This is a genomic window from Nocardioides malaquae, assembly GCF_015070385.1.
Taxonomy (GTDB): Bacteria; Actinomycetota; Actinomycetes; order Propionibacteriales; family Nocardioidaceae; genus Nocardioides; species Nocardioides malaquae.
In genome coordinates this window covers 81,612-96,826 of record NZ_JADCSA010000010.1, presented here as the reverse complement: position 1 = coordinate 96,826, position 15,215 = coordinate 81,612, and the positions used below count along the sequence as shown (strand labels likewise).

General features: G+C 71.4%; 12 protein-coding genes and 1 other RNA gene. 8 read left to right on the top strand and 5 right to left on the bottom strand.

Features of this window, described 5'->3' with window-relative positions; all coding sequences use genetic code 11:
• Nucleotides 1-67 precede the first annotated feature (67 nt).
• A complete protein-coding gene (hrpB, locus tag IEQ44_RS11340) occupies nt 68-2,596 on the top strand; it encodes an ATP-dependent helicase HrpB (protein ID WP_438861849.1) in 2,529 nt (842 codons plus the stop codon).
• A 13-nt stretch (nt 2,597-2,609) separates the two neighbouring features.
• On the opposite strand, the gene IEQ44_RS11335 is transcribed toward hrpB, so the two are convergent.
• Both IEQ44_RS11335 and rnpB read right to left on the bottom strand, forming a co-directional pair.
• Nucleotides 2,610-3,770 (bottom strand): sterol desaturase family protein, encoded by a 1,161-nt coding sequence (locus tag IEQ44_RS11335; RefSeq protein ID WP_193638572.1) that lies wholly within the window; start codon nt 3,768-3,770, stop codon nt 2,610-2,612.
• A gap of 172 nt (nt 3,771-3,942) precedes the next feature.
• An RNA gene (rnpB, locus tag IEQ44_RS11330) (RNase P RNA component class A) lies at nt 3,943-4,331 on the bottom strand.
• A gap of 202 nt (nt 4,332-4,533) precedes the next feature.
• Here rnpB and IEQ44_RS11325 point away from each other — a divergent pair.
• Genes IEQ44_RS11325 through IEQ44_RS11310 form a run of 4 tightly spaced genes read left to right on the top strand, consistent with a single transcriptional unit; the run spans nt 4,534 to nt 9,114 of the window.
• Nucleotides 4,534-5,649, top strand: coding sequence for a polyprenyl synthetase family protein (locus IEQ44_RS11325; RefSeq protein WP_193638571.1), 1,116 nt, complete (start codon nt 4,534-4,536; stop codon nt 5,647-5,649).
• The gene (locus IEQ44_RS11320) at nt 5,646-6,551 is read left to right on the top strand and encodes a phytoene/squalene synthase family protein (protein ID WP_193638570.1); all 906 of its coding nucleotides are present in this window, start codon (nt 5,646-5,648) and stop codon (nt 6,549-6,551) included. The genes IEQ44_RS11325 and IEQ44_RS11320 overlap by 4 nt, the downstream gene beginning before the upstream one ends.
• A complete protein-coding gene (crtI, locus tag IEQ44_RS11315; RefSeq protein WP_193638569.1) occupies nt 6,548-8,188 on the top strand; it encodes a phytoene desaturase family protein in 1,641 nt (546 codons plus the stop codon). Before IEQ44_RS11320 ends, crtI begins: the two co-directional genes overlap by 4 nt.
• Complete coding sequence (locus tag IEQ44_RS11310) at nt 8,185-9,114, top strand: prenyltransferase (protein ID WP_193638568.1); 930 nt, start codon at nt 8,185-8,187, stop codon at nt 9,112-9,114. The genes crtI and IEQ44_RS11310 overlap by 4 nt, the downstream gene beginning before the upstream one ends.
• Nucleotides 9,115-9,206: 92 nt before the next feature.
• Here IEQ44_RS11310 and IEQ44_RS11305 read toward each other — a convergent pair whose 3' ends face one another.
• Together IEQ44_RS11305 and map are read right to left on the bottom strand one after the other, a co-directional pair.
• The gene (locus IEQ44_RS11305) at nt 9,207-9,410 is read right to left on the bottom strand and encodes a cold-shock protein (protein WP_193638567.1); all 204 of its coding nucleotides are present in this window, start codon (nt 9,408-9,410) and stop codon (nt 9,207-9,209) included.
• Nucleotides 9,411-9,668: 258 nt separating this feature from the next.
• Entirely contained in the window at nt 9,669-10,517 is an 849-nt protein-coding gene (gene map / locus IEQ44_RS11300) for a type I methionyl aminopeptidase (protein WP_193638566.1), read from the bottom strand.
• A gap of 24 nt (nt 10,518-10,541) precedes the next feature.
• Between map and IEQ44_RS11295 the strand changes: the two genes are divergently transcribed.
• On the top strand, nt 10,542-10,769 hold the full coding sequence (locus IEQ44_RS11295) for a hypothetical protein (protein WP_193638565.1): 228 nt from the start codon (nt 10,542-10,544) through the stop codon (nt 10,767-10,769).
• Nucleotides 10,770-10,782: 13 nt separating this feature from the next.
• On the opposite strand, the gene panB is transcribed toward IEQ44_RS11295, so the two are convergent.
• Nucleotides 10,783-11,628, bottom strand: coding sequence for a 3-methyl-2-oxobutanoate hydroxymethyltransferase (gene panB, locus IEQ44_RS11290; RefSeq protein WP_193638564.1), 846 nt, complete (start codon nt 11,626-11,628; stop codon nt 10,783-10,785).
• Nucleotides 11,629-11,766: 138 nt separating this feature from the next.
• Here panB and IEQ44_RS11285 point away from each other — a divergent pair, with 138 nt between their 5' ends.
• Nucleotides 11,767-13,818: an NAD(+) synthase gene (locus IEQ44_RS11285; protein WP_193638563.1), complete on the top strand. Its 2,052-nt coding sequence runs from the start codon at nt 11,767-11,769 to the stop codon at nt 13,816-13,818.
• A 58-nt stretch (nt 13,819-13,876) separates the two neighbouring features.
• Nucleotides 13,877-15,214 (top strand): type I glutamate--ammonia ligase, encoded by a 1,338-nt coding sequence (gene glnA, locus IEQ44_RS11280; protein WP_193638562.1) that lies wholly within the window; start codon nt 13,877-13,879, stop codon nt 15,212-15,214.
• Nucleotide 15,215 lies beyond the last annotated feature (1 nt).

Below are 15,215 nucleotides of genomic sequence, written 5' to 3'. Positions count from 1 at the left end.
TCTCTCCGAGGTCGCGTTCGAGCCGCACCCCGTCCGGCGCTCTCGCCGGGTCGGGCAGACTTCAGGCGTGTCCGACCCGCTGCGCCGCCTGCTCGCGTCACCGCCCGACCTCCCGGTCACCGCGGGCCTGGCCGCGCTCGGTGAGGCGCTGAGTACGCACGGGGTCGCCGTGGTCCACGCCCCTCCCGGCACCGGCAAGACGACCTTGGTGCCTCCCGCGGTCGCCGAGGTGGTCGAGGGGCGTGTCGTCGTCACGCAACCCAGCCGGATCGCGGCCCGCGCGGCGGCGCGTCGCCTGGCGCAGCTCCTGGGTGAGCCGGTGGGGGAGACGGTTGGCTACTCCGTGCGCGGCGACCGGCGCGTCAGCCGACGCACGCGCGTCGAGGTCGTCACGACCGGCCTCCTGCTCCGCCGCATCCAGCAGGACCCCGACCTCGCGGGCGTCGGCGCCGTCGTGCTCGACGAGGTCCACGAACGCCACCTCGACGCCGACCTGACGCTGGCGCTGCTCGTCGACATCCGCACCAATCTGCGCGACGACCTCGCCCTGGTGGCGATGTCGGCCACCATCGAGGCCGAACGGACCGCCGCACTGCTCGCCCACGAGCGCGCCGTGCCACAGGGGGCCAGTGCCCCGGTCATCAGCGTGCCGGGCGCCCTGCACCCGGTCGAGACACTCTGGTGCCCGCTGCCGCCGGGAAAGCGCCGCACCGATGACCGGGGCATCACGCCCGCCTTCCACGACCACGTCGCCGCGACCGTCCGCCGGGCTCTCGCCGAGCATGAGGGCGACGTCCTGGTCTTCGTGCCGGGCGTCGCCGAGGTGGAGGCGACCGTACGCCGCCTGGCCGGCGTGGACGCGGACGTCCACGCCCTGCACGGGCGGTTGCCCGGGGCCGACCAGGACCGTGCGCTCACCGAGGGGCCACGGCGTCGGGTCATCGTCTCGACGGCGGTCGCCGAGTCGTCGCTGACCGTGCCCGGCGTGCGGGTCGTCGTCGACGCCGGCTTCTCCCGCGAGCCACGCACCGACCACCGGCGAGGACTGGCGTCCCTGGTGACGGTCGCGGTGAGCCGGGCGTCGGCCGAGCAGCGGGCCGGCCGCGCCGGACGCCTCGGACCGGGGGTCGTGCTGCGTTGCTGGTCCGAGGCCGAGCACGCCCACCTCGCCGCCCACCCCGAGCCGGAGATCGCCACCGCCGACCTCACCGCCTTCGCGCTGGAGGTGGCCTGCTGGGGCAGCGACGACGTCAGCGACCTGGCGCTGCTCGACCAGCCGCCGGCGCACGCCCTGGCCGCCGCCCGCGAGGTGCTCGTCGAGCTGGGCGCCATCACCGACGACGGTCGGGCGACACCGCGTGGCCGGATGATCGCCGCCGTGCCGACCGACCCGCGGCTCGCGCGTGCCCTGATCGACGGCACGGAGCTCGTCGGCAGCCGGCGCGCCGCCGAGGTGGTGGCGATGCTGAGCGAGGACGTACGCGCGCCGGGCGGTGACCTCGTCGCCGCGCTGCGGTCGCTGCGGTCGGGACACCGGGCGGGCGCGTGGCGCAGCCAGGTCGCCCGTCTGCAGAGTGTGGCGCCGCAGCACGACGCGCGGGGGTCGCTGACCGACGACGTCGCCGTCGGCCTGGTGGTGGCGCTGGCGCACCCGGACCGGATCGCCCGCAAGCGCCCTGGGGCGTCGAACTACCTGATGACGTCAGGCACGGGCGCCGCGTTCGACCCGCGCGACCCCTCGCCGCTGGCGGGGCAGGAGTGGCTCGCGGTCGCCGACGCGGACCGTCGGGCTGGGCAGCGCGAGGCGCGGATCCGGGGTGCGGCGCCACTCACGGAGGACCTGGCGCTGGAGGCTGCGGGACCGTTGTGGACCGAGACCGACGAGGTGACGTGGACCGAGGGTCGGGTGCGGGCGCGGCGACGGACGTTGCTGGGCGCGATCGAGCTCGCCTCGGTGCCGTTGGCCGACCCGCCCGTGGAGGCCGTGACGGCCGCGATCCGGGACGCGCTGACGCGGGAAGGCATCGGCCTGCTCACGTGGTCGGAGTCGGCCACCGCCCTGCGCGCCCGACTCGACTTCCTGCACCGCGCGCTCGGCGACCCGTGGCCGGACGTCAGCGACGCGGCCCTCACGGAGAGGCTCGAGGAGTGGCTGGGGCCGCAGCTGGCCCGGGTCCGCTCGGCCGAGCACCTGCGCCGCATCGACGTCACCGCAGCGCTCCGCGCGCTCCTGCCCTGGCCCGAGGCCGGCAGGCTCGACGAGCTGGCGCCTGAGCGGGTCGAGGTGCCCAGTGGGTCGACCGTGCGGATCGACTACACCTCCGAGCAGCCGGTGCTGGCGGTGCGGCTGCAGGAGGTCTTCGGGTGGACGAACGTGCCGGCGCTCGCCGGCGGGAAGGTCCCGCTGCTGCTCCACCTACTGTCACCCGCTCGCCGACCGGCGGCGGTCACGGCCGACCTCGACTCCTTCTGGGACAACGGCTACCCGGGGGTGCGCGCCGACCTGCGCGGTCGCTACCCCAAGCACGCGTGGCCCGAGGATCCGCGCACGGCGCCGGCCACGCGGCGTACGAACGCAGGCCGGTCCCGCGGGTGAACGTGGAGCAGGTCTAGGCCACGCCCGCCATCGGCTCGGTGTCTGTCGCCGGGGCCAGCTCCGCCCGACGGTCGTGGGCCCATCCCGGGCCGCGCAGCAGGAAGGAGAACCGGTCACGCCACGTCGGGGCGATCGCGACGTCCTTCGCCATGTCGCGCCACTCGTGGGTGGCGATGGTGACCGGGTTGAAGGAGTCAAGGTTCGTGGTGAGGCCGTAGCGCACCCGCTCGTCCTCGGGCTCGAAGGTGCCGAACAGCTTGTCCCAGAGGATGAGGATCGAGCCGTGGTTGATGTCGAGGTACTGGCGCTGGCTGCCGTGGTGGGCGCGGTGGTGGCTCGGGGTGTTGAGGATCTTCTCGAGCCAGCCGATGGAGCGCACCGCCTCGGTGTGAATCCAGAACTGGTAGATGAGGTTGATCGCGCGCGCGTCCTCGATGTACTTCGGCGGGATGCCGGCGAGGGCGAGGAGTCCGTAGGGCACGGTGATGGTCCAGCCCTCGGCGACCGGCTGCCGCAGGGCCGTCGAGAGGTTGTAGCGCTCGCTGCTGTGGTGGACCACGTGCATGGCCCACAACCAGCGCGACTCGTGGGAGAGGCGGTGATTCCAGTAGTAGATGAAGTCCCAGCCGGCGATCGCGAGCAGGTAGGTGGCCGCTCCGCTCCGCATCGAGAAGGGTGAGCGCTGCGCCAGGCGCGTCGCCGAGGCCTCGGTGGCCCACACGGAGGCGGCGGCGACTGCGGTGGAGGCCACGGCGGCGACGGCCGAGGCGGAGGTGAGCAGGCCCAGGGCCTCGGCGCGGGAGCGTACGACCACGGGCGCGGGCTCGTCGTCAGGAAGCGTGCCGGCCTCGGGCAGGACGCCTCCGTGCTCGCGTCGGCGGCGCAGGACGTCGCCCACGGTCGTCACCACTCCGGCTGCGGCGCCGAGGGCGGGAAGGGCCGTGCCGGCCCTGGTCGTGCCGGGGGAGAGGCGGCGCACGATCGGCCCGGTGACGAAGGGGGCGATGAGGCTGCCGACGCCCATCGTCAGGCTGGCGATGGTGTCGTTGAGCTCGTAGTCACCGGGGCGCACCGTGCCGGGCTCCGCAGGGTGGCGGCGCTGCCACCAGAACTCGGCACCCATGGCCCCGACGAAGGCGGGGATGGCCAGAACGGTCAGATCGGGACGCGCCATGCTGGGCCCTCCTGCGGGGTCGGAGACGACTGACCCTACGGTCGACTGGGACGGTCCGCACCACTTTGCCGCCGGAGAATCGTCCAGCTCTTGCGTCATCGGAGGGTTCCGGTCACCTGGTGGCTGCAATCCTCCGATGACGCAAGGGCTGGCGCAGCGTGAGGGGGTGAAGCGAACGGGCCGGCCTGTAAGCCGGGTTCTGTCCCACCGAGGTGGGGGCGACCATCCATCTACGACGCCGGTTGCCCGACGCCTCCTGCGGTCTACCCGTGCACTCGGGCGGGCCGCCCTCGATCGTGCACGCACCACTCGCAAGCGAGTGGCTTCTTGACCTTGCTCCAGGTGGGGTTTACCTAGCTGGTCCGGTCGCCCGGACCACTGGTGGTCTCTTGCACCACCGTTTCACCCTTGCCGCTCCCGGAGGAGTGGCGGTCTGTTCTCTGTGGCACTGTCCCGCGGGTTGCCCCGGGTGGGCGTTACCCACCACCTTGCCCTGTGGAGCCCGGACTTTCCTCGGCACCCTCGGTCTCCCTCGGATGACGCGATCGCCCGGCCGGCCCGTTCGCCCGCCCAGTCTAGGCCGTCGTGGACGAGCCCGGAGACGCCTGGTCGACCCGGACGACCCGGCCTGAGGGTGCACCCGCGGAGAAACCTTGGTCAAACCTTGGTCAAACCTTTGACATACCTTGTACGTCCGCCCTAGTGTCCTCGTCATACCCCGGCGCTGGCCGGCGCTCACCACCCGCTCACCCAAGGAGCCGAGATGTCGTTCAGTCACAGTTGTCCCCGCGGAGTCCAGGACCAGATCGACCAGCTGGTCGCCCCCCGGCGCGGTCTGGGTGGCCTGCCCCTCGACCGTTCGATGCTGGGTATCGCCCTGCGCCTCGGCACCGAAGGGGGCAAGCGCTTCCGTCCCTGGCTGTTCACGGCGACCCACGAGCAGGTGCGGGCGACGCACGGCCGCGGGACCGCCGCTGGCCACCACACCCTGGACCGGGTCGCGGCCGCTCTGGAGCTGCTGCACACGGCCTTCGTCGCCCACGACGACGTCATCGATCACGACGACACCCGTCGTGGGCGCGTCAGCGTGCCCGGCTGGTTCAAGGAGTCGACCACCTCGGCATCGGAGACCTACCCCCGTGCCGGGGGCATCCTGGTCGGTGACCTGGCCCTGGCCGCGGCGGTGCGCGGCATCGCCACGTGTGGTGCCGACGTCAGGACGACCGAGACGCTGCTGGACCTGCTCGACGTCGCCCTGCACGACTCGGCCATCGGTGAGTTCGCGGACGTACGCTTCTCCCTGGGCACCGCCTCCGCGACCCTCGACGACGCCCTCTCGGTGGCGGAGCTGAAGACTGCTGCCTACTCCTTCGTGCTGCCGATGCAGGCCGCCGCGGTGCTGGCGGGGGCTCCGACCTCCGTGGTGGAGAAGGTGGGGGACGTCGGCCGCTCGCTCGGCATCGCCTTCCAGATGCGCGACGACCTCCTCGGCGCCTTCGCTCCGGCCGACGTTGTCGGCAAGGACCCTGACGGCGACCTGCGCGAGGGCAAGCGCACGGTCCTGGTCGTCCACGCCTCCACCACTCCGCAGTGGCGGCGCATCGAGGCTCACCTCGGTGACCCCGACCTCACGCCCGCCCAGGCCGACGAGGTGCGCCGGGCCCTCGTGGAGGCCGGGTCGGTGGCCCACGTGGAGCGGATCATCGCCCGCCACGTGCGCATCGCCCGCCGCCACGCAGAGGAGCTGGGACTCACCGCTGACGTGGTCGACCCGCTCATCGACTCGTGGGGCCTGGACCGCCTCGGGGCCCTCACCGCTCCGAGCCGGGCTGTCACGGATGTCAGCGGCCCCGCTCCGGTCACCGCGGACGTCGCGTGAGCGCCGTCGCCGAGGCCGGTGTCCCCGCGGCCAGGCGTGACGCCCTCCAGCCCCACGAGCTCTACGACGAGGTCGCCGAGGCCGCGGCCGGTGTCGTGATCCGGCGCTACTCCACGTCGTTCGGGCTGGCCTCGCGCCTGCTCGGCCGCGAGGTGCGTACGCACGTGCGCAACGTCTACGCGCTGGTGCGGGTGGCCGACGAGATCGTCGACGCCCCGCGGCCCGACGGCGACGCGGGCGTTCGTGCCCACCTCCTCGACGAGCTGCACGCCGAGGTGGTGCGCGCGGTCGGGGTCGGGCACAGCGCCAACCTGGTCGTGCACGCCTTCGCCCGCACGGCACGTACTGCCGGCATCGGCACCGACCTCATCGGCCCGTTCTTCGAGTCCATGCGGATGGACCTCGAACGGGTGGAGCACGACGCCACCAGCTTCGCCCGCTACGTGCACGGGTCGGCGGAGGTCGTGGGTCTCATGTGCCTGCGGATCTTCCTGCTCGAGTGCCGTGACGCCGACTCCCGCTACCAGCGACTCGCGCCCGGGGCCGCCCGGCTGGGCGCGGCCTTCCAGAAGGTCAACTTCCTGCGAGACCTCGCCACTGACGTCGACGACCTGGGCCGCACCTACTTCCCCGGACTCGACGTGGAGACGTTCGACGTGGCCGCCCGTGACCGCCTGCTCGACGACATCGACGCCGACCTGGCAGTCGCGGCAGTGGCGATCCCGCAGCTGCCCGCCAGCAGCCGTCGCGCCGTGCGCGCGGCCCACTCGCTCTACTCCGAGCTCTCCCGACGCCTGCGCCGCACCTCGCCGGCCTCCATCCGGTCGCACCGCGTCCGGGTGCCGGCCCCCCGCAAGGCGCAGCTGGTCGCGCTCGTGCTCGCCCAGGGGATGGGCAGGTGAGCGCCCGGGGTCGTGTCGTCGTCGTGGGCGGCGGAGTGGCCGGACTTGCCACGTCGGCGCTCCTCGCGGCCGACGGCTGGGAGGTCGAGCTGCTCGAGCAGCGCGAGGAACTGGGCGGGCGGGCCGGTTCCTGGAGCAAGGACGGCTTTCGCTTCGACACCGGCCCCTCGTGGTACCTCATGCCCGAAGTCTTCGACCACTTCTACCGCCTCCTGGGCACGTCGGCCGAGCACGAGCTCGACCTGAGGGTGCTCGATCCCGGTTACCGGGTCTACTTCGAGGGGGAGGCGACCCCGCTCGAGACCCGGGTCCGGCGTACGGACAACCGTGAGGTCTTCGAGCGTGTCGAGCCGGGCGCCGGCGCAGCGCTCGACGCCTACCTCGACCAGGCCGACGAGACCTACCGCCTGGCCGTGGACCACTTCCTCTACACGAGCTTCCAACGCCTCGACGACCTGCTCCACCGCGACGTGCTGCGCCGAGCCCCTCAGCTGGTGACGTTGCTGCTGCGCAGCCTGCGTCGCCACGTGGAGTCCTCCTTCAGCGATCGTCGTCTGCGCCAGGTGCTCGGCTACCCGGCCGTCTTCCTGGGGGGTTCACCGGAGCGGATCCCGGCGCTCTACAGCCTGATGAGCCGGATGGACCTCGACGACGGCGTGCTCTACCCGCAGGGTGGTTTCTCCGCCTTCGTCGACACGCTCGTGGCCCTCGCCGAGGCGCACGGGGTGACCATCCGCACCGGCGCGACGGTGACGTCGGTCGACACCGTGCCCCTGCCGCGTACGCGTCGTTGGTCGCGGCGTCGCGCCGAGGTCTGCGGCGTCGCCTACCGCACGGTCGACGGCACGGAGCACCGCACCCGCGCCGACGTGGTCGTGGGAGCGGCCGACCTGCACTACATGGAGACGCGCCTGCTCCCCAAGGACCTCCAGACCTACCCGGAGTCGTGGTGGCGTCGGCGTGACCCCGGGCCCGGCGCGGTGCTGCTCTACCTCGGCGTCGAGGGCGGCCTGCCCGAGCTGGCGCACCACACGATGTTCTTCACCGAGGACTGGGAGACGAACTTCAACGGTGTCCTGGGCGATGCCCGCGGACGGGGCAAGTACGTGCCCGACCCGGCGTCGTCGTACGTCTGCCGGCCGAGTGCCACCGACCCGTCGGTGGCGCCTGACGGCAGCGAGAACGTCTTCGTGCTGGTCCCGGTGCCGGCCGACGTGGAGCTCGGACGCGGCGGCCTCGACGGTGCCGGCGACCCGGCCGTCGAGAAGGTGGCGGACGCAGCGATCGCCCAGCTGGCCTCGTGGGCCGGTATCCCCGACCTGGCCGAGCGCATCGTGGTGCGCCGCACGGTGGGGCCGGGCGACTTCGCTGCCGACCTGAACGCCTGGTCGGGCACCATGCTCGGCCCCGGCCACCGCCTGTCACAGAGCGCCTTCTTCCGCGCCACCAATGCGTCGCGCCGGGTCGAGGGACTGCTCTACGCCGGCGGCAGCACCATGCCGGGGATCGGTCTGCCCATGTGCCTGATCAGCGCCGAGCTCGTGCTCAAGCGGCTGCGCGGCGACCGCCGTGGTGGGATGGTGACCACCCCGCTGCCCGGGGCCCGCACGCTTGCCGGAGCGGGAGCGGCACGATGAGCGCCGTGGGGGTGCCCGTCGGACTCGACCCCACCCCGGCGACCCGTGCCCTCCGCTCCCTGGCGGCGGTGCTCGGGTCGTCACGCCCGTTGTCGTGGGTCAACACCGCCTTCCCGTTCGGCGCCGCCTACCTGCTGGTCGGGGGAGGGCTCGACGTCGCCTTCTGGGTGGGCGTGCTCTTCTTCCTCGTGCCCTACAACGTGGCGATGTATGGCATCAACGACGTCTTCGACCACGAGTCCGACCTGCGCAACCCGCGCAAGGGCGGCGCTGAGGGCGTGGTGCTCGACCGTGCCGACCACCGCACCACGCTGTGGGCGGCTGCGTTGACGTCGGCGCCCTTCCTGGCCGGGTTGCTGCTCCTCGGCGGTCCCACGTCGGCCCTGGTGCTCGCGGTCAGCGTCGGCGCGGTGGTGGCCTACTCGGCGCCAGGACTGCGCTTCAAGGAGCAGCCCTTCCTCGACTCGATCACCTCGAGCACCCACTTCGTCAGTCCCGCGGTCCTGGGGTTGGTGCTCGCCGCTGACCGTGGGGCGACCGTCGCCTGGGACGGCGCCGTGACGGCCTACCTCGTGGCGTTCTTCCTGTGGGGCATGGGTTCGCACGCCTTCGGGGCCGTGCAGGACGTGCGGGCCGATCGGGAGGGTGGCCTTGCCTCGGTCGGCACCGTGCTGGGGGCGCGCGCGACCGTCTGGTTCGCGCTCCACTGCTACCTCGCCGCTGCCGTGGCCCTGGTGATGCTTCCGGGACGCGACTCCTGGTCGGCCCTGCTCGTGCTGCCGTACGTCCTCAACCTGGTGCCGCACCTCGCCGTCACCGACGCCGCCTGCGAGACGGCGAACGCCGGCTGGCGGCGCTTCCTGGTGCTCAACTTCGTCACCGGCTTCGTCGTCACCCAGTGGATGCTGGTGACCGCCCTCGTGTGACGTCCCGCTGTGCGCCTGGAAGGCGCTCAGAAATACGCCTTGAAATGCGCGAAGGGCGCCGACCGCAGTGCGGTCGGCGCCCTTCGGGTGAATCAGAGAGCGCGGACGTTCTCAGCCTGGGGACCCTTGGGGCCCTGGGCGAGGTCGAACTCGACCTTCTGGTTCTCGTCGAGCGACTTGTAGCCCTGCGTCTGGATCGCGGAGAAGTGGACGAACACGTCCTCGCCGCCACCGTCCTGCGCGATGAAGCCGAAGCCCTTGTCAGCGTTGAACCACTTGACAGTTCCCTGAGCCATGATGTGTTTCCTTTGATTCCGGTGCCGGGAACACCGTGTCCCCGTCGTGCTGAAGACATCCAACTGAGCTGAATTCCAGCGAACCGAAAACCAGGAGTTACGACATACGCCGCGACTACTTCGCGCGGCCAGGACGGCGGACCGTCCCTTCAACGTCAGCGACGCTACGCCATCGGCGGCGAAAACCACAACCGTCGAGCGTCCCGCGTGTCTGGGGCGGCGGCTCTCCCGCGCGCTGACCGCGCGGTGACCTGGGGTTCAGGGGTGGGTCAGGACCTCGGCGCCGTCGGAGGTGACCAGCAGCGTGTGCTCGAACTGGGCGGAACGCTTGCGGTCCTTGGTGACCACGGTCCAGCCGTCGGGCCACATCTCCCACTCGTGCGTCCCGAGATTGAGCATCGGCTCGATGGTGAACGTCATGCCCACCTCGATCGTCTCGGTGTAGAAGGTCTGGTCGTAGTGGGGGATCACCAGGCCGGAGTGGAAGGACGTGCCGATGCCGTGGCCGGTGAAGTCACGGACCACGCCGTAGCCGAAACGCTTGGCGTAGGACTCGATGACCCGGCCGATCACGGTGATGCTCCGACCGGGCTTGACCGCCTTGATGGCTCGGTCGAGCGACTCCTTGGTGCGCTCGACGAGCAGGCGTGACTCCTCGTCGACGTCGCCGGCCAGGTAGGTCGCGTTCGTGTCGCCGTGCACACCGCCGATGAAGGCCGTGATGTCGATGTTGACGATGTCGCCGTCCTCGATCACCCGGGCGTCGGGGATGCCGTGGCAGATGACCTCGTTGACGCTGCTGCACAACGACTTGGGGAAGCCGCGGTAGCCGAGCGTCGAGGGGTAGGCGCCGTGGTCGCAGAGGAACTCGTGGCCGATCCGGTCCAGCTCGTCGGTGGTGACTCCCGGCGCGACGTGGGAGCCCACCAGCTCGCGCGCCTGCGCCGCCAGGCGCCCGGCCACCCGCATCTTCTCGATCGTCTCGGCGTCCTTGACCTCGCGACCCTCGAACTTGGCCGGCGCCGGACGGTCCACGTACTCCGGGCGGGGGATCGACGAGGGCACCGGACGGCGGGGCGAGATGGCGGCAGCGGCTACGGGAGTCACGGGTTCGAGTGTAGTTTCGCGAGCATGAGCCACACGGAGCCGGAGTACTGGTACTGCCTGAAGCACCACGCCGTCGAGCCGCGTGAGGGGTGCAAGAACGCCGACCGGCTGGGCCCCTACCCGTCGTCGGCCGACGCCGCGCGGGCCCTGGAGCGGGTCGAGGAGCGCAACGAGGCCTGGGACAACGACCCGGCCTGGAACGACCCCGACGACGAGGACCCGCGCGGCGACGAGGACGTCGACCGCTCCTGACCTCTCGCGAGGGTCAGAAGGAGTGCTCCTCGCCCGGGAACGTACGGGCCTTGACGTCGTCGCGGTAGGCGCGGGCGCCGTCGAGCAGCACCTGGTGCACGTCGGCGTACTGCTTGACGAAGCGCGCCATCTTGCCGGTGCGCAGCCCGAAGGCGTCCTGCCAGACCAGGACCTGGCCGTCGCAGCCGTTGCCGGCGCCGATGCCGATGGTGGGAATGGTGAGCTCGGTGGAGATCCAGCGGGCGACGTCGGCCGGCACCATCTCCATGACGACCGCGAACGCGCCCGCCTCCTGCACCGCGTGGGCGTCGGCGACCACCCGGTCGGCGGCGTCGCCGCGGCCCTGGACGCGGTAACCGCCCAGGGTGTGCTCGCTCTGCGGGGTGAAGCCGATGTGGGCCACCACCGGAATGCCGCCCTGCACGCACTTCGAGATCACCGGGGCCATCTCGACACCGCCCTCCAGCTTCACGCAGTGGGCGCCGCCCTCCTTCATGAAGCGGACCGCGGTGAGGTAGCCCTGCTCCGGTGAGGCCTGGTAGGACCCGAACGGCAGGTCGCCCACGACCATCGCCCGACGCGCCGACCGGGCGACCGCCCGGGTGAGGGGCAGCAGCTCGTCGACGGTGACGGGCAGCGACGTCTCGTTGCCGAGGACGTTGTTGGAGGCGCTGTCGCCCACCAGCAGCATGTCGATCCCGGCCTCGTCGAAGGTCGCGGCGGTGAACATGTCGTAGGCGGTCAGCATCGTGATCGGCTCCCCGCGCTCCTTCATCTCGCGCAGGTGGTGCGTACGCACCTTGCGGACGGGGGCGGCCGGGGTCGCGCCCGAGCCGTAGGGGGCGGTCTCTTCGGACATGGGCTCTCCTCGTGCATCTCGCGGCTCCCGGATGGAGTCCACGGACACGACCAGCCTAGACGCGGCGCGCCCGGCTGGCGCGCCCTGTGGCGGTGCTCACGCCCGAGCCCGGTCTTGCCCCACCCCTAGACTCGCAGCGTGGACTTCTACTCGGCCTACGCCCACGGCTTCGTCCGCGTCGCTGCCTGCACCGTTCCGGTGTCGGTGGCCGACCCCGAGGCCAACGTCACCACCCTCGTCGAGCAGGTGCGCGCCTGCCACGAGGACGGCGTCGGTGTCGCCGTCTTCCCGGAGCTGGCCGTCAGCGGCTACTCGATCGACGACCTCTTCCTGCAGCAGACCTTGCTCGAAGCCGTGGAGGCCCAGCTGCAGCGGTTGGTCGCCGACACGGCCGACCTCATGCCGGTCGTCGTGGTCGGTGCCCCGTTGCGTCACGGTGGCCGGCTCTACAACTGCGCGGTGGTCCTCCACCGGGGTCGGGTGCTCGGCGTGGCACCGAAGTCGCACGTGCCGACCTACGGCGAGTTCTACGAGCGCCGTCACTTCGCTCCCGGTGACGACCAGCGTGGCGCCTCGATCCGTCTCGGTGGCGCCGAGGTGCCGTTCGGCCCGGACCTGATCTTCGCCGCGACCGACCAGCCGGCCCTGCGGCTGCACGTCGAGATCTGCGAGGACATGTGGGTGCCGGTGCCGCCCAGCGCCGAGGCCGCCCTGGCCGGCGCCACGGTGCTCGCCAACCTGTCGGGCAGTCCGATCACCATCGCCCGTGCCGAGGAGCGCCGCCGCCTCGTCGACGCCGCCAGCGCGCGGTGCTGCGCCGCGTACGTCTACGCGGCCTCGGGCCAGGGGGAGTCGACCACGGACCTGTCGTGGGACGGCCAGACGATGATCTACGAGGTCGGCGAGCTGCTCGCCGAGGGCGAACGTTTCCCGCAGCACGCGGTGCGCACCGTCGCCGACGTGGACGTCGACCGGATCAACCACGAGCGCTTCCGGCTCAACACCTTCGACGACAACCGTCGCGGCACCTCGACCGGTCCCGGCCGCGAGGGGCGCAGCTTCCGCACCGTCGAGTTCACCCTCGACCCGCCGGCAGGCGACATCGGCCTGCGGCGCAAGGTCGACCGCTTCCCGTTCGTGCCCGACGACCCGGCCCGGCTGGCCCTGGACTGCTTCGAGGGCTACAACATCCAGGTCAACGGTCTCGAGAAGCGCATCCAGTCGATCGGGTCGCCCAAGGCGGTGATCGGCGTGAGCGGCGGTCTCGACTCCACCCACGCGCTGGTCGTGATCGCCAAGGCGATGGACCGGCTGGGGCGTCCGCGCAGCGACGTGCTGGCCTACACGATGCCGGGATTCGCCACCGGTGACACCTCCAAGTCGCTGGCGACGCGCCTCGCGCACAGCCTGGGGGTCACCTTCGAGGAGATCGACATCCGTCCGGCCGCGGAGCAGATGCTCGCCGACCTCGGCCACCCCTACTCCCGGGGCGAGAAGGTCTACGACGTCACCTTCGAGAACGTGCAGGCAGGCCTGCGCTACGACTACCTCTTCCGCCTGGCCAACCACAACGGTGGTCTGGTCGTCGGCACCGGCGACCTGTCGGAGCTCGCTCTCGGCTGGTGCACCTACGGGGTGGGCGACCAGATGTCGCACTACAACGTCAACGCCGGGGTGCCCAAGACGCTGGTGCAGCACCTGATCCGGTGGGTCGCCGACTCCGGCGAGTTCGACGAGGAGACCAGCCAGATCCTCCACGAGGTGCTCGACCAGGAGATCACCCCCGAGCTGATCCCCGACGTCGAGGGCGTGAAGCCGCAGGCGACGCAGGACACCGTCGGCCCCTACAACCTGCAGGACTTCACCCTCTTCCACCTGGTGCGCCGAGGCCAGCGGCCCAGCAAGGTCGCCTTCCTGGCCCTGCACGCGTGGCGCGACGCCGAGGTGGGGGAGTGGCCGCCCGGCTACCCCGCCGACGACCGTCCGGCCTACGACCTCGCCCAGGTGCGCTTCTGGCTCGAGGTCTTCATCCGGCGCTTCTTCGCCAACCAGTTCAAGCGCAGCGCGCTGCCCAACGGGCCCAAGGTGAGCGCCGGCGGCACCATGTCGCCGCGCGGCGACTGGCGCATGCCGTCGGACGCGAGCCCCGCTGCCTGGCTCACCGAGATGGAGCGGATCCCGCAGGACTGAGCCCGGCTTTGGGGGGAAGTGCACGTGGCGCGACGCGGCGTGCGCCATAGTTGCTCCCATGGGCAAGCAGGAAGACTTCGTACTCCGCGCTCTCGAGGAGCGTGACGTCCGGTTCGTACGTCTGTGGTTCACCGACGTGCTCGGCTTCCTGAAGTCGGTGGCCATCGCGCCGGCGGAGCTGGAGAGCGCCTTCGGGGAGGGCATCGGGTTCGACGGGTCCGCGATCGAGGGCTTCGCCCGGGTGCAGGAGGCCGACATGCTGGCCAAGCCTGACCCGTCGACGTTCCAGATCCTCCCGTGGCGTGGCGACTCGCCGGCCACGGCGCGGATGTTCTGCGACATCGCGATGCCCGACGGCAGCCCTTCGTACGCCGACCCCCGCCACGTGCTCAAGCGGACCCTCGCCAAGGCGGCCGACAAGGGGTTCAGCTTCTACACCCACCCCGAGATCGAGTTCTACCTCTTCAAGGACACCCCGCAGCGGGGCGTGGAGCCGGTGCCGGTCGACCAGAGCGGATACTTCGACCACACCGCCCAGTCGTCGGGCGCCGACTTCCGCCGCGAGGCGATCACGATGCTGGAGACGATGGGCATCTCGGTGGAGTTCAGCCACCACGAGGCAGGACCGGGCCAGCAGGAGATCGACCTCCGCTACGCCGACGCGCTCACCACAGCCGACAACATCATGACCTTCCGCACGGTGATCCGTGAGGTCGCGCTGGGCCAGGGCGTCTGGGCCTCCTTCATGCCCAAGCCCTTCACCCAGCACCCGGGGTCGGGGATGCACACCCACCTCTCGCTCTTCGAGGGTGACCGCAACGCGTTCTTCGAGGCCGGCTCGCAGTACCAGCTCTCCACCACCGGTCGGCAGTTCATCGCGGGCCTGCTGACCCACGCCGCGGAGATCACCGCGGTCACCAACCAGTGGGTCAACTCCTACAAGCGCCTCATCGGCGGCGGCGAGGCGCCCACCTACATCTCGTGGGGCCACAACAACCGCTCCGCCATGATCCGCGTCCCGATGTACAAGCCCGGCAAGGGGCAATCGACGCGGATCGAGCTCCGCTCGCTCGACGCGGCCTGCAACCCCTACCTCGCCTTCGCGGTGACCCTCGCAGCCGGCATGAAGGGGATCGAGGAGGGCTACGAGCTGCCGCGTGAGGCCGAGGACGACGTCTGGTCGCTGACCGAGCGTGAGCGCCGCAGCCTGGGCATCCAGTCGTTGCCCCGCACGCTCTTCGAGGCCATCAACATCGCCGAGAGCTCCGAGCTCGTGGCCGAGACGCTGGGGGAGCACGTCTTCGACTTCTTCCTCCGCAACAAGCGCGCGGAGTGGGACGACTACCGGGGTCAGGTCTCCGTCTTCGAGCGGGACCAGATGCTGCCGGTGATCTGAC